An 18882-nucleotide genomic window follows, 5' to 3' on the forward strand; every position below is an offset into this window, starting at 1 on the left:
CTCACCCTAGCGCGTGGGCGATCTCCTTTGTTTGCTCATAGAGTTTCAGAAACAGTGGATATTGCCTTGCGTAAGCATCGTGTTTCTCCGGAGCGATGCCGCGGCTCGCTGGGTTCCATGCCGCGATATCGTCTGGGGCGACAAGTCCCACTGCCTGCGCGGCGAGGAAGGCGTCCCCGTAGGACGCCCCGATGGTCTTGTCGCTGACGATCTGCGTCAAACCGCTGAGGTCCGATGTCGCCTGCAGCCAAACGGTGTTCTGCGTCCCACCGCCAACGGCCAGTACGCGGGTGGGCGCGGCGCCGACGTCGCGAAACGTATCGATGACATGCGCCGTACCCATTGCGATCCCTTCGAGAACCGCGCGATACACATCGCCTCGTCCATGCGTCAGGTTCATCCCGAACAGCGCGCCTTTGGCGAGGGGATCGTGGATTGGTGTCCGTTCGCCCGAGAAATACGGCAGAAACAGCAGCCCGTTGGCGCCGCGCGGCGTGGCCTCGGCCTCCTCCGCCAGCGTCGCAAAGGCCGTCGCGGCGGGCAGCTCTTGCGCAAATCGATCCCGGAACCAATGCGTCAGCGTCCCCGACGTGGCCGCACCTGCCATCGAGGCATGGCTCCCCGGGGTGAGCCATGGAGCGTACCAGAGCCTCGGGTCGCGAACACGCTGCTCTGTGACCTGAATGATGAAGATCGTGGATCCCATCATCAGCATCATGTCTCCGGCCGCACGCACTCCGACGCTGACGGCTTCGGCAGCTGCGTCAATCGTTCCGGTCGTAACAGGCGTGCCTTCGGCCAAACCGGTTGTTTTCGCAGCGCTTGCAGTGATGTTGCCCGCGATTTCCGTAGACCACAGCAGCCGTGGCAGCGCATCGAGCGACACGATGTCATCCGCCAATGCGTCCGTCCAATCGCACTGCGCGACGTCGTAAAGCGGCGAGAAACCGGCCGCCGTGTAGTGATCGATGACAAACTCACCCGTCAAGCGATGCACGATGAAAGACGTCGACGTCAGAACCTTCTCCGTCTTCTCGAAAATCTCCGGGCGGTTCCGCTTGAGCCACAGGATTTTCGGCCCGACCGATTGAGACGTCAAAGCGTTGCCGCACCGATCCAGGATCACATCCTGGCCAATTCGCGCGTTCAGATCATCGATTTCAGTACTCGCCCGCGTATCAACGCCGTAAAGTACCCCGTTCATCAGCGGATCGCCAGAGGAATCCACCGGGAGCATACAAGGGCCAATGGCGCTGACGGCGACAGCCGCGATATCGTCCGACGAAACGCGGGACTGATCCAACAAAGCGCGCGTTATGTGCACGAAATCGCCCCACCAGTCCTCTTCCGGGCGATGCTCTGCCCAGCCGGGGCGCGGCACCAGCATTTCATGGGGGCGTCGCGCCTCAGCCAGGATCGCGCCCGCCTCGTCGACGATCACGCCCTTGGACGAATAGGTGCCGATATCGACGCCGAGCGTGTAAGTCATGCCACGGCACCATCCCGGCTCAGGTCGAAATCCGGCCCAACGCGACACAGCGCGGCGACCAGCAGATCGCGGAGCGCATCGAGATCGCGGAAATCCACAATTTCGCGCGACGCATGTGAGTACCGCAACGGGAAACCGACATCGATCGCCGCCACGCCGCCGCCGACAAGTTGGACATATGACAGATCGGTCAACACACCCGTCTGTGCGCTCCTTTGAAGGGGGATACCCGCAGCGTCCGCCGCCTCCTCGAACAGCCGCACCATCGCCGGATGCGGGATGACGCCATTGAGTGTCCCGCGTCCATGAAACGAATAGAGAGAAATCCCCGGCCCGCCGCCGAGCCGCATCTCCCCGGCATCGCCCATATCAGGCGTATCCGTTGCCAGCATCAAGTCGATCTGGATTGCCATGTCCGGCTTGAGCCGCTCCGCCAATGGCAACGCCCCCCTCAAATTGAACTCCTCCTGGGTCGTGAACGCCAGATGTACCGTTGGGCCGCCGGCGCGTTCGGTCAGCGCCCGCGCCACCTCGATCAACACCGCGCAGCCCGCACGGTCGTCTAATGCGGGCGCCGTGATCCGATTTTCACCCAGTGCACGGCTCCCCGGCGCGTAAACGACTGGGGATCCGATACGAATGCCCGCCGCCTCTGCTTCGGCAGCGCTCTCGAACCCACAATCAACATAGAGATCCCCCACGGGAATGACCGTGTATTTCTCATCCGGCGTCGTCGCATGGTGGCTCTTGTTGGCAATGATTCCGGGCAGATCGCCGTGCCTTGTCGAAACTTCAACCTCCTGGCTGGCCAGCGCGCGCTCGGGGACGCCGCCAAGCCGAGACAGGCGGAGAAACCCGTCGGCATCGATCTTGCGCACCACGAACCCCAGTTGGTCCATGTGCGTGAACAGCATGACCGACGGGCCGTCGCCCCTGAACGTTGTCCAGAGATTTCCCAGCCGATCCGTCTCGTGCGTGCAGCCGATGTCCTCCAGTTCAGCGGCGATCACGCGGCGAATGCGGTCTTCGTGCCCAGACAGCCCCGGGACCGCAAGTAGTCGTTCCAGAAGATCCCTCATCGCGCTGCCCTCGCGCGGTCCATGAAATCCGTCGCACGCTCTGGGTCCACGGCCTTCCAGGTATTTCCGTCCACTTTGAGTGACGACCCGACGATGCAGCCATCGGCAATCGCAAAGACGTCCGCGACCGTTTCGTGCTTTACGCCCGTGTTGGCGAGAACGGGCGTATCCGGCAGCACAGCTTTCACCGCTTCGAGATCTTCCATCCGCGCTGCCTCGCCTGTGATCGCGCCCGAGACGAGAACGGCGTCCGGGATCGACGAAAACACGGCGCTGCGCGCCCGGTCGGCGAGTGATCGTTTGTCCACGCTGTCTGCGAACTCGGCGGAAACATTGTAAAGCATGAGGCAGTCGGATCGGCCGAGACGCGCGCGGTAGCGCATGGCCGCGCCCGCATCTGGCGTCCACGGCCCCATGTCCGACGCGTACGTACCTGTGAAAATCTCTCGGCAAAAGGCTGCGCCGGTTGCAGCGGCGAGCGCGATGGTCGAGGTCGGGTCCCAGAGAACGTTGACGCCAAACGGGACCGTGATCTCATCCCGCAGCTTGCCGATGACAAAGGCCATGGTCGCGAGCGACGCGCGGTCCACGTCGAATTCATAGGGCCGGTCATTCTCATTACCGAACATCACCGCATCGACACCTGCCGCCTGAAGTGCTGCCAGGTCGGCCCGAGCCGCCTCGATAATGCCGTCCAGCCCCGCATCCGCGTCGAACAGAGGCGCACCCGGCAGCGCACCGAGATGGACCATGGCGATCACCGGTTTCGGCGTGCCAAAGACGCGTCCGAAATTGGTCATGGCTGAACCTCCCCCCTGAGCTGTTCGTCAAAGCCTAGCGGGGAAATCCTTGTCTCCCAAGGCGAAACTGCCCTAGGCTCAATCGACGACGGAGGGATCAAGAATGCAACGCACGCGACGCTGGGACAGGCACGGTTCGGGCGGCCTGACCTTCACGGAACTGGGCCTCGGAACGGCTCCGCTTGGCAACCTCTACCGCGCGATCAGCGACGAAGCCGCCGACGCAGTCTTCGATGCGGCCTGGGACGCCGGCGTGCGCTACTTCGATACCGCACCGCTCTACGGCCTCGGCCTTGCCGAGACTCGCCTCAACCGCTTCCTGCGAGGCAAGCAGCGTGACGAGTACGTGCTATCAACCAAAATCGGACGCCTGCTCAAAGCCGCGACCGAAGAGACGCGCGATGGACATGGTAAGTGGTTCGATGTGCCTGCGCGGAACGAGGTCTACGACTACGGCTACGACGCAACACTTCGTTCGGTCGAGTATTCGCTTGAGCGGCTCGGGGTCGACCGCATCGACATTCTCTTTGCGCATGATCTCGATGTCTTCAATCACGGAAGCCAAGCGGTGCTCGACACCAAGTTGAACGAGTTGATGGAAGGCGGCTACAAGGCACTGCTCAAACTGCGCGAAGAGGGGACGATTTCCGCTTTCGGCGCGGGCGTGAATGAATGGCAGCCGTGCCAATGGCTGACCGAACGCGGCGATTTCGACATCTTCCTGCTCGCGGGTCGATACACGCTTCTTGAACAGGAGGCATTGGCGAGCTTCCTGCCGCTGTGCGTTGAGCGGGACATCGGGATCGTAATTGGCGGGCCGTACAACTCGGGCATTCTGGCGACGGGTGCGCGCAAGGGCGCATTTTACAACTACGACCCGGCGCCTCAGAACATCCTTGATCGCGTCGCCCGGATCGAAGCCGTCTGCAACCGCCACGGCGTGCGCCTGGTGGACGCCGCGTTCCAATTTCCGCTTCGCCATCCCGCAGTCGTTTCGGTCATTCCGGGCGGACAGGGACTCGACGAAATGCAGTCGAACATCCGCGCCGCCGACGCGACAATTCCGGATGCCTTCTGGTCAGACCTCAAGGCGAACGGACTATTGCGAGATGATGCGCCGGCATGAAGATCGACGCCCACCAGCACTTCTGGCAGCCCGCGCGCGGTGACTACGACTGGATGCCCAAGGACGATGCAACGCTGTCACGCCCATACGTGCCGACCGACCTCGCACCGCAACTGGCCACGGCAGGGATCAGCCGCAGCATACTTGTTCAGGCAGCTGCAACAGTCAACGAGACGGAATACATGCTGGGCCTTGCTGACGCGACAGAGACAGTCGGCGCCGTCGTCGGCTGGGTGGACTTCGAAGCGTCAGATGTGGCCGAAACCCTCGCACGTCTCGGCAAACATCCGAAGTTCTCAGGCGTGCGCCCGATGATTCAGGATATCCCAGACGACGATTGGATGCTGCGCGATGATGTGCAAAACGGTTTCCGCGCCGTATGCGATCTGGGGCTGACATTCGACGCGCTCGGCTTTCCGCGTCACCTCGCCAATTTCCTGACGATCCTCACCCGATACGGCGACATGCGATGTGTCTTGGATCATTGCATGAAACCGGACATTGCGGGCCATTCCCCCGACAGTTTCCAACACTGGGCCGACGGCATGTCTGCGATCGCGCGCGAGACGGGCGCGTATTGCAAGTTTTCCGGTCTCGTGACCGAGGCCAGTGACAACTGGACGGTGGACGACCTCAGACCCTACGCCTTTCACATATTCGAAACCTTCGGACCAGACCGCGTCATGTGGGGGTCGGATTGGCCCGTCGTCCGTTTGCGCGCCGAATATGATCGCTGGCTCGAGGCGGCGGAAATCCTGACCGACGCCCTGACTGCCGACGAAAAGGTCTGTGTGTTCGGTGGCACCGCTGCCGAATTCTACCAGATCGACGCAAGCTAGCCCATCAGGCGACGCACCGCGCGCTCGGTGATGCTGTCCCGCGCCGCAAAGGGCGTCGATACTGCAAGGGCAGCCGCAGCAGCGCCAAACCGGCAGGCTTCGCGAACGGTCGCGCCTTTGGCGATTTCCGCCGCCAGCGCCCCGCAAAACATGTCGCCCGCTCCATGTGACGACACTGTATCGACGCTGAACGCACTCAGGCGTTCAGCACCGGACGCATCCGCCACCACCAACCCTTCAGCACCAAGTGTCACGACAGCTGACATCGGACCCATGGCGCAGATCGCACGTGCCGCAGCTTCAGCATCAAGTGGTCCATCCTCTGCTCCGATCAAAGCGGTCGCTTCGACGCGATTGACAACAAGAACATCAATGCAGGACAACAAGTCGCCCGGCAGGGCGCGCGCAGGCGCCGCATTCAGTATGACCCGCGCGGTATCCCTTGAGCGCTTGGCTAGGGCCAGATTGACGCTTTCCGGCACTTCGTTCTGAAGAAGAAGCACTTTCAGATTTGGCGGAAGAACAATGTTGTCCGCGACAAGCCTCATGTTGGCCCCCGAGACCACCACCGCACCGTACTCCCCATTCTCATCAACAATTGCGACGCTCATTCCCGATGGCTGGTCACTCTCAAAAACCTGAGTGTGATCCACACCGGACGCATCCATCATCGCCCGCAAACGTCGCCCGGCATCGTCGCGCCCGACTAAACCGGCCATGGCTACGGATGCGCCCATGCGTGCCGCTGCCACCGCCTGATTACCGCCCTTGCCGCCAAAGCGATACGCCACACTGTGGCCCATCAGGGTCTCGTCCAGACCCGGTAACCGTGGCGCATCGACAACGATATCCCAGTGCAGCGACCCGGCGACAAATACGTCGGTCACTTTTCAAATCCATATAGCGCCGCCGCAACGATGCGCTGACTGTCCGTTGCATCCTGTCGCGCGATCGCATCCGAGAGTGACGCATTTTGCTTCAGTCGCTGTGCGACGGTCCTGAGATGCTCGACCAACGCGACATTCGTTTGTGCTTCCTTGATCGGGTTGAGGCCGGAGTGATCCGGAAACGTATCGAAATAGATTACACCGTCGTAGCCAAGCCGGTCCAGTTCGACGAACAATTCCACGGTTGCCACCGCGTGCACAGTCCCGGCCATTACGCCATCGTCACGCTTTCCGTACCCGTCGTTCAAATGCACCCCCAAAAGCCGGGAATGCCGTCCGATCAGATGCGCTGTGTGCGCAGGCATCTCATCGGCATAAAGAACATGCGCAAAGTCGAGCGTCACACCCATGTTCGGACGGTCCACTTCACCCAGCGCAAGCAGCGTCGTACCCACATCGGGCATGAGCGCAAATGCACGGGGTTCGTTCGGCTTGTATTCAATTGCAATGTCAACATCGGGGTCGTGGTCAGCAATTTCGGCCATCGCAGCGACCGTATCGTCCCACATCCGGGCATAGTCGCCCTGAAATGCATAATCGAAGCCGTCCTGCCCCATCCAGAGCGTCATCAGCCTCGAGTTGAGTTCCCGCCCCACGTCGATACCACGCTTGGTTTCATCGATCGCCGCGCGGCGGACATCCGGATCGGGGTTGGTAAAGGCACCGATCGCATAGCCGGGGTTGGTGTAGTATCGCATCGCCAGACCGTTCAGCGTCAGGCCTGCGTCATCAAGCATCATCCGGACATCGGCTGTTGCGGTGTGCCCTTCAAAATGGTCCGGGAAGTTCAAATCAGCGGCATCGAGAACGCCCGTCCTGCCGGCGGCGGCGATTAACTCGCGGATACTCGCATCCGTCCCCGGCGGGACGGCTCGCTTGAACGCATTCAGACGTGCGGCGTAGCGCGCTCTGTTGTGACCTGCCGACATTCCAAGCATCTCCCGTTCATTGCACCCCGGACAGCCGCCCGCGCGCTCGATTGGCCCGCTTATAAGAAAGCTACGCTCTGCGCGTGACAAGGGCAGACGCAAAACCATATCTGCGCAAGCCGGTTCAGGTAACTCTGGTGCTTGTTGCAAAAAACTGTGCGTCGTGGGCGCTGGCTCCTGCCACGTCGGAGGTTCCGGGGCATCCCGTTCCACCCCTGATCGCGTTGAAACCGGCCACCGGTGGCGACGCTGCGAATGTCTGCTCCGGCGTAGCTGTGCTTACCCACTCGCGCCCACGGCGAAAGACCGCTTCCCGCCGCTCTAGCTCACCTCATGGCCTGTGGACCTTGTGCAAGTGCGTCGGGCACATCGATGAAGCAGAAGTCATTTTTCTTCGAACGTCGTCTGCCAACCAGTCGGGACACGGCCTAAACCGAACCGCCCTTTGTTTGCCGGAGACCCCGAAACAAGGATCCTGGGTCATGGGGAAACAAGAAGAACGTAACGCGTTATTCGGAGGAAATGTGCGTCGAGGTCGCACTTTGGAAGGTCGCGGCGGTGGTCACTGAGGATCCGACCCGCGCGCCGGTTTTCGAGCGGTTGGAGGCGGATGCGGCCGTCGATTCCGGCGGCAAGCGTGCAGCGCGACTCCCAGGCTTCGATCATCTGGGATCAGGCGCGATCCACCTTGCTGCGCGCGACCGTCTCGGAATCGGTATGCAGGCTGATCCACACGGTTTCGCGCGGCTCGATGTGCCGATACCGGCGCGGCACGCGGCGGCGGAGGTGGTAAAGACGGCCTCGTTTGGCGATGCTCATGGCCGAGAAATCGCCCATTTGTGTAGCAAGATGTGCAGCAAATCAAGCCGACCGAACACCGCCGTCGGCACGACAACGCCGCATTCCGCCCTACTATCAGGTGGTTAAGAGATAGCTGAACTGAGGAAAATGGCGGAGACGAAGGGATTCGAACCCTCGAGACCCTTCCGGGCCTACTCCCTTAGCAGGGGAGCGCCTTCGACCACTCGGCCACGTCTCCGCCGACGCGTATAGCGGGTCAATCGTCCGGGATACAAGCGCAATTGCACGCAGCCTCTACGCTTTCTGCCGCAATGCACTATGTTGAGGCCGGAGAAGATGGCGCCTGACACCGCCAAGACACAAGGACATCCCGTGACCCTCAGGATCATCATTGCGACAGCACTCTGTGCAGGTCTGGCAGCTTGCGACGGCCCCATCGGATATCAGGTTGGCGAAGGTGCCGGGTCCCCGGTGCCGGATCGCGCAGTGGCCCAGATTGAGCGCGGAACGGCGTCACCCTCGGCGCGGACATTGTCCAGGAACAACCCGGACTACCGCCAATGGGCCAACGACCGGCGGTAGGGCCGATCAGGTGTTGAACAGGAAGTGCATGACGTCGCCATCCTTGACGACATAGCTCTTGCCTTCGGCCCGCATCTTGCCCGCGTCCTTGGCGGGCTGTTCGCCGCCCAACGCAACGTAATCTTCATAGGCGATGGTTTCGGCCCGAATGAAGCCTTTTTCAAAGTCGCCGTGGATCACACCGGCGGCCTTGGGTGCCGATGTCCCCGTCTTGATCGTCCAGGCCCGCGCTTCCTTGGGACCGACGGTAAAATAGGTTTCCAGGTGCAACAGTTCATAACCCGCGCGGATCAACCGATCGAGCCCTGCCTCAGCCAGGCCCATCTCTTCGAGGAACATCTGGGCCTCGTCATCTTCTAGCTGGCTGATCTCTTCCTCGATCTGGGCCGAGATGACCACGTGGCTGTTCCCCTGAGCGGCCGCCATCTCGGCCACCTTGGCCGAATGGGCATTGCCGTCGGCGGCTTCCGCCTCGCCCACATTGCAGACATACAGCACCGGCTTGGTTGTCAGCAGTTGCAACATGGACCACGCCTTTGCATCTTCGGCATCAACGTCGACAACACGGGCGGGGTTGCCATCTTCCAGCACCGCCAGCGCCTGTTTCATCAGACGTTCCTGCTGAACCGCCTCCTTGTCGCCGCCGCGGACCTTGCGGACGATGTTCTGCAGCCGCTTTTCCAGGCTTTCGATATCGGCCAGCATCAATTCGGTGTCGATGGTTTCCGCATCGGCCACAGGATCGACGCGGCCCTCGACATGGGTGACGTCGCCATCTTCGAAACAGCGCAGGACATGGGCAATCGCGTCCACTTCCCGAATGTTGGCCAGGAACTGGTTGCCCAACCCTTCGCCCTGTGACGCCCCTTTGACCAGGCCCGCGATGTCGACAAAGGTCATGCGGGTCGGAATGATCTGCCTGGATGCGGCAATGGCGGCCAACTTGTCCAGACGCCCGTCGGGTACCGCCACCTCGCCCACATTCGGCTCGATCGTGCAGAAGGGAAAGTTCGCGGCCTGCGCGGCGGCCGTCTTGGTCAACGCGTTGAACAGGGTCGATTTGCCCACATTCGGCAAACCCACGATTCCCATTTTAAAACCCATGGTTTCGTCCTTTCGAAGGTTGCGCTGCTTCTAGCAGGACCGCCAATAGGTGCAAGCCGGTGACATGTCGGGATTTCTTCACCGCGGTTTTTCGAAAGAATTTGAAAGTACAGCACCGTATGACGCAGTGTGCGAAGGGTCGGCCATGTCCGACACGATCCGCAAGACTTTGGACACGGGACCTACAACATGAACCGCATTTATGTTGCTATCTTTTCGCTTTTGATCAGTGTGAGCGCCGCATCGGCACAGGAATGGACGTTCGGGCTTGGCGCCTCCGATTTCGGGGACCAGGGCCAGGACAGCGTCGCGCTGGATGTGGAATACCGGCACACGCCCTTCGTGGAACGCCGCGTTCTGTCGGTGGCCTGGGGCGCAAATCTGGGCCTGACCGGCGAAGGGGACGTGTTCATCGGGGGCGGGATCTGGTCGCGCTGGCAATGGAACAGCGGCTGGTTCATCGACAACAGCATCATGCCCGGTCTCTACGAGGAAGGCACCGCAGGCAACGATCTGGGGTCGGCCTTTGAAATCCGGTCGCTGCTGGGCGTCGGGTATCAATTCGACAACGGGCATGCCATTTCAGCGGCCCTGTCGCACAAGTCCAATGCCAGTCTTGCAGACGACAACCCGGGGATGAATGTCTATTCCATCCGGTACCATTTCAAATTCTGATCCGTCCTGTTCCGCCCGGACTGGCGGACGACGCTTGCCTTTCCCGCACCGCTTTGGCAGGTGAGGCGGGACGGACAGGAGACTGAAATGACAACCCGGATCGACGCCAAATTCGCTGCCCTCGCCGCCCAGGGGCGCAAGGCCTTCGTGGCTTACGTGATGGCCGGGGACCCGGACTATGACACTTCGCTGGAGGTGGTCCGCGGTTTGCCCGGCGCCGGCGTGGACGTCATCGAACTTGGCCTGCCGTTCACGGACCCCATGGCCGATGGCCCGACCATTCAGTTGGCTGGTCAACGCGCGCTTGAGGCAGGGATGACACTGGACCGGACACTCGATCTGGCGCGCAGCTTCCGCGAGGCAGATGATGTCACGCCGATTGTGCTGATGGGGTACTACAACCCGATCTATTCGCGCGGGGTCGATACGTTCCTTGCACAGGCGAAGGCGGCGGGCATTGACGGGCTGATCGTGGTCGACCTGCCGCCCGAAGAAGACAGCGAATTGTGCATTCCCGCGCAAGAGGCCGGCTTGAACTTTATCCGGCTGGCCACACCCACAACGGATGACAACCGCCTGCCCCGCGTGCTGCAAAACACATCCGGCTTCGTATATTACGTATCGATCACGGGCATCACCGGCGCGGCCGAGGCCGAAGCAGGCGATGTTGGCCCGGAAGTCGCGCGCATCAAGGCAGCAACCGATTTGCCGGTCATCGTCGGGTTCGGCATCAACACACCTGAAAAATCCAAGGCCATCGCATCGGTCGCGGATGGTGCCGTGGTTGGCTCTGCCATTGTCAGCCGGATCGGAGCAGGCGACAGCGTGGCGAGCGTCCTGGCCTTTGTGAAATCCCTGTCGGACGGTGCGCACGCGGCCTGAGCGGCAGTATAGGGCCCTCAAAATTCCCGCAATGCGGGAAAATACTGAAATCGTTGAGTTTTTCGCCGGTTGTGCCAAAGTCACGTTATTCTTTGACACATTATTACCGATGACAAAAACGCTACTCACTGCACAGGACGTCTCCGAGCACCTCTTGGCCCGCACGGGCGATGCGATGCTGTCCGGCGACTTTGACCGCTTTGCAGGTTTTTTCCTGCTGCCCTACGAGGTCGAAACGCTGGACGGCAAACGCCTGATTGAAACGCGCAGCGACCTGCGCGTGACCTTCGACAGCGTGCACGCGCATCTTGTGAAACAACAGGTTACACTGATGGCGCGTCATTGCGTATCGGCCAGCTTTCGCGGACCGGACGAAGTGGCCGCAACCCACGAAACGCGGCTGATCAGCCGCGACATTCTGGTTCAGCAACCGTATCCGGCGTTTTCGATCCTGCGCAAGCAGCCTGACGGCAATTGGCGCATTACCCACACGTCCTATGTGATCGTCGATTCTACGGACCTGAATGCGGCCCTGAATTCCTAGGGTGCGGCCCGGCCTCCGCAGGCCGTCACATGGGCGATGGCCGCGGCAACCGCCGCGTCGATCGATAATTCAGAGGTATCCAGCACACGCGCGCCAGGCGCCGGCTTCATCGGGGCCGCATCGCGTGCGCTGTCGCGGGCATCGCGTGCTTCCACGTCCTCCAACACCTCGGCCAGGGTCCGCATGTCCCCCTTGGCGCGCAGTTCGGCCCACCGCCGTTCGGCCCGCACATCGGCGCTGGCCGTGACGAAAAGCTGCGCTTCCGCGTCTGGATAGATGACCGTACAGATGTCGCGCCCATCCAGTACCGCGCCGCCCGGCCTTCGGGCAAAGCCGCGTTGAAACGCCAGCAGCGCCGCGCGCACCTCCGGAATCACGGCCACTTCGCTCGCGGCTTGCGCAACGTCGGCCGTGCGCAGCCGGCTGTCTTCCAGGGCGGTCGGGTCCAGCGCCCGGGCCGCATCAATCGGATCGGCCCCATCCAGAACCCGTGCGCCGACCGCACGATACAATAGACCGGTATCCAGATGCGCATATCCGAAATGCGCCGCAATCGCCCGTGCAATGGTGCCCTTGCCAGCCGCGGCAGGCCCGTCAATGGCGACCGTGAAGGGCGCAGCACTCATGCGGTGTCGCGCCGCATGGCCGCGCCCAGCCCGGCCATCAAGGACTCGAAAATGGGAAAGGACGTGGCGATCGGTCCGCCATCATCCACCGACATCGGCTTTTGCGTGGCCATGCCCATCACAAGGAACGACATGGCAATACGATGATCAAGATGGCTGGCACAGGTGACACCACCGGGCACATTGCCGTGGCCCAGGCCGGTCACGGTCCACCAATCAGGCCCATCCTCGACCCCGACACCCGCAGCCCGCAGCCCGGCCGCCATCGCATCAATCCGGTCACTCTCCTTGACGCGCAGCTCTTTCACCCCGGGCATATGCGTCTCACCCGTGGCAAAGGCGGCGACGACCGACAGCACCGGATACTCGTCAATCATGCTGGCCGCGCGCGCAGCAGGCACTTCGATGCCCTTCAAATCCGGCGAAAAGCGTGCGCGCAAATCGGCAACGGGTTCGCCCCCCTCTTCACGCGCGTTTTCAAAGCTCAGATCGGCGCCCATCTCGCGCAGCGTGGTAAACAGCCCGGCCCGTGTCGGGTTCAGACCAATATTCGGCACCAACACATCCGACCCGGGCACAATCAATGCGGCACAGACCGGAAACGCAGCCGAGGACGGATCGCGCGGCACTTCGATATGCAGCGGCGTCAACTCGGGCTGACCCTTCAACGTGATGACACGGCCCGCCTCGGTCACTTCGGTCGAAATGTCGGCGCCAAAGCCCGCCAACATGCGCTCCGTGTGGTCGCGCGTGGCCTCGGCCTCGATCACAACAGTTTCGCCCGGGGCGTTCAGACCGGCAAGCAGGACCGCAGATTTCACCTGCGCCGACGGCACGGGCACGGTGTAGGTCACCGGCACCGGATCGGCGGCCCCCACCAGGGTCATCGGCAACCGCCCCCCGGCCCGGCCCACAGCCTGACATCCGAACAGGGCCAGCGGATCGGTCACGCGTGCCATGGGACGCCCGTTCAGGCTCGCATCACCGGTAAAGGTGACCGAGATGGGCGAGGTTGCCATCGCGCCCATGATCAATCGCACACCGGTGCCCGAATTGCCGCAGTCAATGATCTGGTCCGGTTCGGCAAATCCGCCCACACCGACCCCGTGCACCGACCACGACCCGCCACCGTGGTTGATCACGTCCGCGCCGAAGGCCCGCATCGCCCGGCCCGTGTCCAGAACGTCCTGACCTTCCAGCAGCCCCGATATGGTTGTCTCTCCCACGGCCAAGGCCCCCAGGATCAGGGACCGATGCGAAATGGACTTGTCGCCCGGCACGTCCGCCGTTCCCGTCAACGGGCCACTGGCGGCAGAAGTCATGGGGATCGGGTCACCGTGGCTGGACATGTGTGCGCTCGCATCTTGTTCGTCGGCGCAGACCTACCCCGCCCGCACAATGCCGTCCAGCACCCCATCTTTCTTCTGGCTGAAAATACTTCGGGGGTGAGCGCGCATGCGCGAGGGGGCTGGCCCCCTCACGTCGTCAGCCCAGCCGACGGAAGGTCAGGTAATGGGGCACGCGGCCCTCGCGCAGGGCCTTCTGCTCATACCGGGTGCTCAGCCAGTCCTGCCACGGTGTGCGCCAATCCGCGGGACGCTCGGCCAACCACTCGAACCCGGCCTTTGGCACCTCCTCGAGGGTTTGGCGCACATAGTCGGGGATATCGGTCGCCACCCGGAAAAGCGCGCCGGGGGTCAGCACACGGGCCAGCGGCTCCAGATGCTCCTGGGTAACAAAGCGGCGGCGGTGATGGCGTGCCTTGGGCCACGGATCGGGATACAGCAGAAAGGCGCGTTCGATGGACCCGTCAGGCAACACATCCATCAGATCCCGCGCGTCGCCGGGATGCACGGCAAGGTTTTGAACGCCGGCGCGCCGGATCTTGCCCAGCAGCATCGCGACCCCGTTGATGTATGGCTCTGCCCCGATGATGCCGACATCCGGGTTCTGAACCGCCTGGTGCACCAGATGTTCGCCGCCGCCAAACCCGACCTCCAGCCAGACCGGCTTGCCGTCAAAAAGGGCACCAAGGTCCAGCGCGTCCCGTTCCGGGTTCTCGTCCCAGGACACTGGCCCCGGCGACAGCGCCGCCAGATCCTCGTCCAGATAGCGTTTTTGACTGTCCTTCAGGGTCTTGCCCTTGAGGCGGCCATAGAAGTTGCGGTGTGGGCGTGTGCTCATGGCGCGCCGTTTAGCGCGCGGGGGCAAGCGGGGCAATGGGGGCATGCGCAGGTGGGGTGCACCACCCAAGGGGCCAAGGCGGTCAGTCCCGCGCCTTGTCCAGATAGGCGCGCAAATCGGCCAGGACAGGGCGGATCTCGACCAGACGGGTGACGTCGAAATCCCGCGCCAACTGTTCGAAATCCGGGCCCATGGCCGCGATTGTCTCGGTGCGTACGGTGCGGCCCTTGTCGGTCAGCCATACCCGTTTCGACCGACCGTCATCCGGGTTTGGCCGGGTCTCGACCAGGCCGTGCTGTTCCAGGCCTTTCAGGGTGTGGGTCATCGTTGTCTTCGGGACCTGGAAGGCGCGGGCCATGTCCATAGGTGTGCGCCCGTTCCCCACACGGACCAGATGGTTGAGCACGCCAAAATGCGGCGCAATCAGGCCGTGCGGCAGCCGCGCCTCCAGAATGGCGCGGCTGAGCTGTTCAATGATGCCGATCTCGTTGAACACCTCGAAAAAGACCGACGGGTCGGTATCACGCATGCACGATCTTGCTTTCCACTCCCCAGCGCGGGCTGTGCGGCACTGGCGCGGCATAACCCAATCGCCCCAACATTTGCACGGTTTCGCCGTCAGAGGCCAGCATCTCATGGGCCTCTTCGTACAGGGGCGCCATCTCGGGAAACTCCTGCAACGCCTGGCTCATCGGCTGCATGCCAAGCCCCGCCGCCGTTGTGGCAAGGTTCAGACGCACCCAGTCGCGGCCCGCCATGATCTGGTCCGTGCGACTGTTGCCCTTCGTCGTCAGCCAGACATAGGCCATGCCGGTCATCGCCGTGCCCGTCACCATCTCCAGCCCTTGCTTGTAGGACAGGCTGTCCCGGTCCATCGCCGCCTCGCGACTGAACAGTCCCGCCAGGCGCAACGCCTCGAACCCGGGACCCGAAAAATCAATGCCGTCCGGGTTTGCATCCACTTCGCGATGCCCGATCCGAAACAGATCGACGCTTTCCTTGTAGGTCCGTGGTGTTTCGAATTCGATCTGGAAGGCGCGCGCGGTCAGAAGGCGCAGGGCCGCCACGCGGTCTGGATCGTTGGTCGCATCCCGGCCGGACCCGCGCGTGACCGATGCCATGATCCCGTCCAGCACCGATTGGGCAACCGGGCGGTCCGTGTCATAGGGCTCTTTCAGCGACCGGCGGTCCATCACCTGCGAAAACAGCGGCGCGGGTGTGCCCGCCCCCTTGGTGAACCGCGCAACGGCCACGCGGCGCGCATCCAGCGCCGTGGCATCTGCGCCATCCGGGAACAGGTCCAGGTCAACCCCGATCCCGTCCTGGGCTGCGGCCATGACCATCAGTTCCAGAAAGCATCCCAGTCCCACCACGATCTGGCGGCTGAAGGGATCGGTATGCGGCAGCAGGCGATCCGTATCGACGCGCAGGGTCACCTCGCCCTCTGTGCGCAGATCCACCTGCCAGGGCTGCCGGTTGTGCGGGTTGGGGGCCAGAATGGCATAGGACAGGGCCCGCATGCGCGGCTCTGTATAGGTGCCGGCCTGTGCCCAGGGCTGCAACGCCGTTTGCGGCGTGCGGGTCACCGCATAGGCGCCCGCGCCAGATGCTGCGAGGATCGATCCGCCCCCAAGCAGGGCCAGGGTTTTGCGACGGGAAAAAGACATGGGTCACTCCATTGGTGCGATTTCGAACTATAACGTGAATATAGTACGATTCCGCACCAAACAAGTCCTATTTCGCACTTGATTGCCTGCGTCACAACTTCTCTTGCCTGAAATCGGTCTAATTGGTAAGCAAACCTAACCAATATCGGAAGTTTGCCATGCCCGTCATCACCACCATCGACGATCTGAAACGCATCTATGAACGGCGCGTGCCGCGGATGTTCTATGATTACTGCGAATCCGGCAGTTGGACCGAGCAGACGTTTCGCGACAATTCCTCGGACTTCGATGCGATCCGCCTGCGCCAGCGCGTGGCGGTCGACATGTCGGGCCGGTCTACCCAAAGCCAGATGATCGGACAGGATGTGGCGATGCCCGTGGCCCTTGCCCCTGTGGGCCTCACGGGGATGCAGCATGCCGATGGCGAAATGAAGGCCGCGCGGGCGGCAGAGAAATTCGGCGTGCCGTTTACCCTGTCCACCATGTCCATCAACTCGATCGAGGATGTGGCGGGCCATACCGACGCGCCCTTCTGGTTCCAGCTCTATACGATGAAGGATCAGGACTATGTCAGCCGCCTGATCCAGCGGGCCAAGGATGCCAAGTGCTCGGCGCTTGTCATCACGCTCGATTTGCAGATCCTCGGCCAGCGCCACAAGGACCTGAAAAACGGCCTGTCCGCACCGCCCAAGCTGACGGCCAGGACCATCGCGAACCTGGCCACCAAATGGGCCTGGGGGATCGAGATGCTGTCGGCCAAGCGCCGCGAATTCGGCAACATCGTGGGCCATGTGGACGGCATCAGCGATGCATCTTCGCTGGGGGCCTGGACCGCCGAACAGTTCGACCCGACACTGGACTGGGCCAAGGTCGCGAAGCTGAAGGAACAATGGGGCGGCAAGGTCATCCTCAAAGGTATTCTGGACGCCGATGATGCCAGGATGGCCCTGAAAGTGGGCGCCGATGCCATCGTGGTGTCGAACCATGGCGGCCGACAGCTCGACGGCGCGCTCAGTTCCATTCGCGCCCTGCCCTCGATCCTGGATGCGGTGGGCGATCAGGTCGAGGTACATCTGGACAGCGGCATCCGGTCCGGTCAGGACGTGCTCAAGGCGCTCGGTCTCGGGGCCAAGGGCACCTATATCGGCCGCGCCTTTGTTTACGGACTGGGTGCGATGGGGCAGGCCGGTGTCACCGAAGCCCTGACTGTCATCCACAAGGAACTGGATACAACCATGGCGCTGTGCGGCGAGACCAGCGTGGCCAATCTTGGGCGCCACAACCTGCTGGTGCCCGAGGATTTCGGCGGGCGGTGGCAATAAGGGGTTTCGCCGCAGCGCGCTGCGGCGACCGGCTGGGGCTCTGCCCCAGACCCCGTCGTATTTTCAGTCGGAAGAAACGGCAGGTGCGGCGCGCTGTGAGAGCATGCGCCCCCATGCGGGCAGCAAGAGCGCGGCCACCGCAAACATGATGCCCGCGATCACGTAGAACGACACACGCAGGCCGAACCCTTCGGCCACGAAGCCCATGATGACAGGCCCCAGAAAGAACGCCGCATAGCCAAGCGCCGCGGCCTGACTGATGGCTGCCAGCCGGTGTTTCGGCCGCACCGCCTGCCCCACAAGACCAAGGGCCAAAGGCCCTACCACGGACACGCCCAGCCCGCCCAGAAGAAAGCCGACATACGCCACGGGCAAGCCCGGGGCCACACCGGCCAGCGCCAGGCCGCCCCCTGCAATGCACGACGCCAGGACCATCACCCGAAACGGCGGCCAGCCCGCCCCGAAGACATGCGCCCCCAACCGGCCTACGGCCATCCCTGTGGCCAAAAGCGCGGGGCCCAACGCCCCTTCGGCGGGGCCGCCGCCCAATGTGCGTTCCACATGCAGCGCTGACCAGCCCTCGGACGCGGCCTCGCCCAGAAAGGCCGCCAGCACGACCAGCCCGCCCACCCATACCAGGGCGCGGGGCATCCCGGCGGCGTCGCCCGTTTCCTCTGCATCCACCGGGCGGTCCGGCAAGATCATCCACGGTGCCAACACCGCCACGGCCAGCGCCATCGCGGCAAAGACCGCCACGGGGCCGAACCCGTCTTCGCGGGCCACACCCACGGCGATGGCCGCCACCGCATAGGCAACGGAAAACAGGCCGTGGTTGAGGTTCATGAGACTGCGGCCCGTCTCGGCCTCGGCCTCGCTCACTTCGGCATTTGCCAGCACATCGGCCACCCCGGACCCGCCAGCGGCCAGAAACAGGGCGATCCCGATCGTCAGGGGCATATGGGCTGCACCGGCCAGCAAGAAACCCGCCACCATGCCTGCGGCGCCCACCATGAGGGCCCAGCGGCCACACAGCCGGTACACCAGCGGGGCCAGCCACATCGCCATCAGCGCGCCGGTCGATCCGATCAGAACCAATGTGCCCCAGGCCCCGTCACCGACACCCACCTGCGCCTTGATCACCGGCATCTGGGCCGAAAACGCAGCCCATCCAAAGCCCACCGTGACAAAACCCGCCAGAGCCCGCCGCGAGGCCAGAAGATCGTTCAAAAGCCGCATCCGTCAGCGGTGCCATGGGCGCGCAGGGCCGTCCAGCCCAAACACGGCCA

Annotated in this window: 20 protein-coding genes and 1 tRNA gene; 7 read left to right on the forward strand and 14 right to left on the reverse strand. The window is 62.9% G+C overall.

The features are described 5' to 3' along the window. Position 1 precedes the first annotated feature (1 nt). From Q0844_RS13695 to Q0844_RS13705, 3 genes are read right to left on the reverse strand one after another with little or no spacing between them, the layout of a single operon-like run. Positions 2-1489: an FGGY-family carbohydrate kinase gene (locus Q0844_RS13695; protein ID WP_299045787.1), complete on the reverse strand. Its 1488-nt coding sequence runs from the start codon at positions 1487-1489 to the stop codon at positions 2-4. Continuing rightward, a complete protein-coding gene (locus Q0844_RS13700; RefSeq protein ID WP_299045788.1) occupies positions 1486-2568 on the reverse strand; it encodes a M42 family metallopeptidase in 1083 nt (360 codons plus the stop codon). Before Q0844_RS13700 ends, Q0844_RS13695 begins: the two co-directional genes overlap by 4 nt. After that, the gene (locus tag Q0844_RS13705; RefSeq protein WP_299045790.1) at positions 2565-3368 is read right to left on the reverse strand and encodes a BtpA/SgcQ family protein; all 804 of its coding nucleotides are present in this window, start codon (positions 3366-3368) and stop codon (positions 2565-2567) included. Before Q0844_RS13705 ends, Q0844_RS13700 begins: the two co-directional genes overlap by 4 nt. A 103-nt stretch (positions 3369-3471) precedes the next feature. On the opposite strand from Q0844_RS13705, the gene Q0844_RS13710 reads away from it, so the two are divergent. Both Q0844_RS13710 and Q0844_RS13715 read left to right on the forward strand, forming a co-directional pair. Next, positions 3472-4494: an aldo/keto reductase gene (locus Q0844_RS13710; RefSeq protein ID WP_299045793.1), complete on the forward strand. Its 1023-nt coding sequence runs from the start codon at positions 3472-3474 to the stop codon at positions 4492-4494. Beyond that, entirely contained in the window at positions 4491-5333 is an 843-nt protein-coding gene (locus Q0844_RS13715; protein WP_299045794.1) for an amidohydrolase family protein, read from the forward strand. Before Q0844_RS13710 ends, Q0844_RS13715 begins: the two co-directional genes overlap by 4 nt. Here the strand turns inward: Q0844_RS13715 and Q0844_RS13720 are convergent. The 4 genes from Q0844_RS13720 to Q0844_RS13735 all read right to left on the reverse strand — a co-directional run bounded on the left by Q0844_RS13720 (position 5330) and on the right by Q0844_RS13735 (position 8248). Continuing rightward, the gene (locus Q0844_RS13720) at positions 5330-6220 is read right to left on the reverse strand and encodes a ribokinase (protein ID WP_299045796.1); all 891 of its coding nucleotides are present in this window, start codon (positions 6218-6220) and stop codon (positions 5330-5332) included. The two genes, Q0844_RS13715 and Q0844_RS13720, sit on opposite strands and share 4 nt — an antisense overlap. Beyond that, entirely contained in the window at positions 6217-7218 is a 1002-nt protein-coding gene (locus Q0844_RS13725) for a TIM barrel protein (RefSeq protein ID WP_366523007.1), read from the reverse strand. The genes Q0844_RS13720 and Q0844_RS13725 overlap by 4 nt, the downstream gene beginning before the upstream one ends. A 663-nt stretch (positions 7219-7881) precedes the next feature. Then, positions 7882-8028, reverse strand: a complete 147-nt coding sequence (locus tag Q0844_RS13730) for a DUF6538 domain-containing protein (protein ID WP_299045801.1) — start codon at positions 8026-8028, stop codon at positions 7882-7884. Between the two features lie 130 nt (positions 8029-8158). Continuing rightward, positions 8159-8248: transfer RNA gene (locus tag Q0844_RS13735), tRNA-Ser, on the reverse strand. Positions 8249-8346: 98 nt separating this feature from the next. On the opposite strand from Q0844_RS13735, the gene Q0844_RS13740 reads away from it, so the two are divergent. Then, the gene (locus Q0844_RS13740) at positions 8347-8592 is read left to right on the forward strand and encodes a hypothetical protein (protein WP_299045803.1); all 246 of its coding nucleotides are present in this window, start codon (positions 8347-8349) and stop codon (positions 8590-8592) included. A 6-nt stretch (positions 8593-8598) separates the two neighbouring features. On the opposite strand, the gene ychF is transcribed toward Q0844_RS13740, so the two are convergent. Beyond that, positions 8599-9696 carry a redox-regulated ATPase YchF gene (ychF, locus tag Q0844_RS13745; RefSeq protein WP_299045805.1) on the reverse strand — a complete coding sequence of 366 codons (1098 nt, stop codon included), beginning with the start codon at positions 9694-9696 and terminating at the stop codon, positions 8599-8601. Positions 9697-9885: 189 nt separating this feature from the next. Between ychF and Q0844_RS13750 the strand changes: the two genes are divergently transcribed. The 3 genes from Q0844_RS13750 to Q0844_RS13760 all read left to right on the forward strand — a co-directional run bounded on the left by Q0844_RS13750 (position 9886) and on the right by Q0844_RS13760 (position 11797). Next, complete coding sequence (locus Q0844_RS13750) at positions 9886-10371, forward strand: acyloxyacyl hydrolase (RefSeq protein ID WP_299045807.1); 486 nt, start codon at positions 9886-9888, stop codon at positions 10369-10371. A gap of 87 nt (positions 10372-10458) precedes the next feature. After that, entirely contained in the window at positions 10459-11253 is a 795-nt protein-coding gene (gene trpA, locus Q0844_RS13755; protein ID WP_299045808.1) for a tryptophan synthase subunit alpha, read from the forward strand. Positions 11254-11362: 109 nt separating this feature from the next. Beyond that, a complete protein-coding gene (locus Q0844_RS13760; RefSeq protein ID WP_299045810.1) occupies positions 11363-11797 on the forward strand; it encodes a hypothetical protein in 435 nt (144 codons plus the stop codon). On the opposite strand, the gene Q0844_RS13765 is transcribed toward Q0844_RS13760, so the two are convergent. The 5 genes from Q0844_RS13765 to Q0844_RS13785 form a co-directional block, all read right to left on the reverse strand. Continuing rightward, positions 11794-12423, reverse strand: coding sequence for a d(CMP) kinase (locus Q0844_RS13765; protein WP_299045812.1), 630 nt, complete (start codon positions 12421-12423; stop codon positions 11794-11796). The two genes, Q0844_RS13760 and Q0844_RS13765, sit on opposite strands and share 4 nt — an antisense overlap. Further along, entirely contained in the window at positions 12420-13772 is a 1353-nt protein-coding gene (gene aroA / locus Q0844_RS13770) for a 3-phosphoshikimate 1-carboxyvinyltransferase (protein ID WP_299045815.1), read from the reverse strand. Before aroA ends, Q0844_RS13765 begins: the two co-directional genes overlap by 4 nt. A 136-nt stretch (positions 13773-13908) precedes the next feature. Beyond that, positions 13909-14607: a tRNA (guanosine(46)-N7)-methyltransferase TrmB gene (gene trmB / locus Q0844_RS13775; RefSeq protein WP_299045818.1), complete on the reverse strand. Its 699-nt coding sequence runs from the start codon at positions 14605-14607 to the stop codon at positions 13909-13911. 82 nt (positions 14608-14689) lie between these two features. Then, a complete protein-coding gene (locus tag Q0844_RS13780; RefSeq protein WP_299045821.1) occupies positions 14690-15136 on the reverse strand; it encodes a MarR family transcriptional regulator in 447 nt (148 codons plus the stop codon). Beyond that, entirely contained in the window at positions 15129-16274 is a 1146-nt protein-coding gene (locus Q0844_RS13785; protein ID WP_299045823.1) for a twin-arginine translocation pathway signal protein, read from the reverse strand. Before Q0844_RS13785 ends, Q0844_RS13780 begins: the two co-directional genes overlap by 8 nt. Positions 16275-16432: 158 nt before the next feature. Here Q0844_RS13785 and Q0844_RS13790 point away from each other — a divergent pair, with 158 nt between their 5' ends. Beyond that, positions 16433-17596: an alpha-hydroxy acid oxidase gene (locus Q0844_RS13790; protein ID WP_299045825.1), complete on the forward strand. Its 1164-nt coding sequence runs from the start codon at positions 16433-16435 to the stop codon at positions 17594-17596. A 63-nt stretch (positions 17597-17659) separates the two neighbouring features. On the opposite strand, the gene Q0844_RS13795 is transcribed toward Q0844_RS13790, so the two are convergent. Beyond that, positions 17660-18832: an MFS transporter gene (locus Q0844_RS13795; protein WP_299045829.1), complete on the reverse strand. Its 1173-nt coding sequence runs from the start codon at positions 18830-18832 to the stop codon at positions 17660-17662. Positions 18833-18882: the final 50 nt, after the last annotated feature.

The sequence above is a fragment of the uncultured Tateyamaria sp. genome (assembly GCF_947503465.1).
Classification (GTDB): Bacteria; Pseudomonadota; Alphaproteobacteria; order Rhodobacterales; family Rhodobacteraceae; genus Tateyamaria.

Coding starts and splice junctions, on each gene's coding strand:
- Q0844_RS13695 (WP_299045787.1), bottom strand. CDS start 1,489: ATGACTTACACGCTCGGCGTCGATATCGGCACCTATTCGTCCAAGGGC.
- Q0844_RS13700 (WP_299045788.1), bottom strand. CDS start 2,568: ATGAGGGATCTTCTGGAACGACTACTTGCGGTCCCGGGGCTGTCTGGG.
- Q0844_RS13705 (WP_299045790.1), bottom strand. CDS start 3,368: ATGACCAATTTCGGACGCGTCTTTGGCACGCCGAAACCGGTGATCGCC.
- Q0844_RS13710 (WP_299045793.1), top strand. CDS start 3,472: ATGCAACGCACGCGACGCTGGGACAGGCACGGTTCGGGCGGCCTGACC.
- Q0844_RS13715 (WP_299045794.1), top strand. CDS start 4,491: ATGAAGATCGACGCCCACCAGCACTTCTGGCAGCCCGCGCGCGGTGAC.
- Q0844_RS13725 (WP_366523007.1), bottom strand. CDS start 7,218: ATGCTTGGAATGTCGGCAGGTCACAACAGAGCGCGCTACGCCGCACGT.
- Q0844_RS13730 (WP_299045801.1), bottom strand. CDS start 8,028: ATGAGCATCGCCAAACGAGGCCGTCTTTACCACCTCCGCCGCCGCGTG.
- Q0844_RS13740 (WP_299045803.1), top strand. CDS start 8,347: ATGGCGCCTGACACCGCCAAGACACAAGGACATCCCGTGACCCTCAGG.
- ychF (WP_299045805.1), bottom strand. CDS start 9,696: ATGGGTTTTAAAATGGGAATCGTGGGTTTGCCGAATGTGGGCAAATCG.
- Q0844_RS13750 (WP_299045807.1), top strand. CDS start 9,886: ATGAACCGCATTTATGTTGCTATCTTTTCGCTTTTGATCAGTGTGAGC.
- trpA (WP_299045808.1), top strand. CDS start 10,459: ATGACAACCCGGATCGACGCCAAATTCGCTGCCCTCGCCGCCCAGGGG.
- Q0844_RS13760 (WP_299045810.1), top strand. CDS start 11,363: ATGACAAAAACGCTACTCACTGCACAGGACGTCTCCGAGCACCTCTTG.
- Q0844_RS13765 (WP_299045812.1), bottom strand. CDS start 12,423: ATGAGTGCTGCGCCCTTCACGGTCGCCATTGACGGGCCTGCCGCGGCT.
- aroA (WP_299045815.1), bottom strand. CDS start 13,772: ATGTCCAGCCACGGTGACCCGATCCCCATGACTTCTGCCGCCAGTGGC.
- trmB (WP_299045818.1), bottom strand. CDS start 14,607: ATGAGCACACGCCCACACCGCAACTTCTATGGCCGCCTCAAGGGCAAG.
- Q0844_RS13780 (WP_299045821.1), bottom strand. CDS start 15,136: ATGCGTGATACCGACCCGTCGGTCTTTTTCGAGGTGTTCAACGAGATC.
- Q0844_RS13785 (WP_299045823.1), bottom strand. CDS start 16,274: ATGTCTTTTTCCCGTCGCAAAACCCTGGCCCTGCTTGGGGGCGGATCG.
- Q0844_RS13790 (WP_299045825.1), top strand. CDS start 16,433: ATGCCCGTCATCACCACCATCGACGATCTGAAACGCATCTATGAACGG.
- Q0844_RS13795 (WP_299045829.1), bottom strand. CDS start 18,832: ATGCGGCTTTTGAACGATCTTCTGGCCTCGCGGCGGGCTCTGGCGGGT.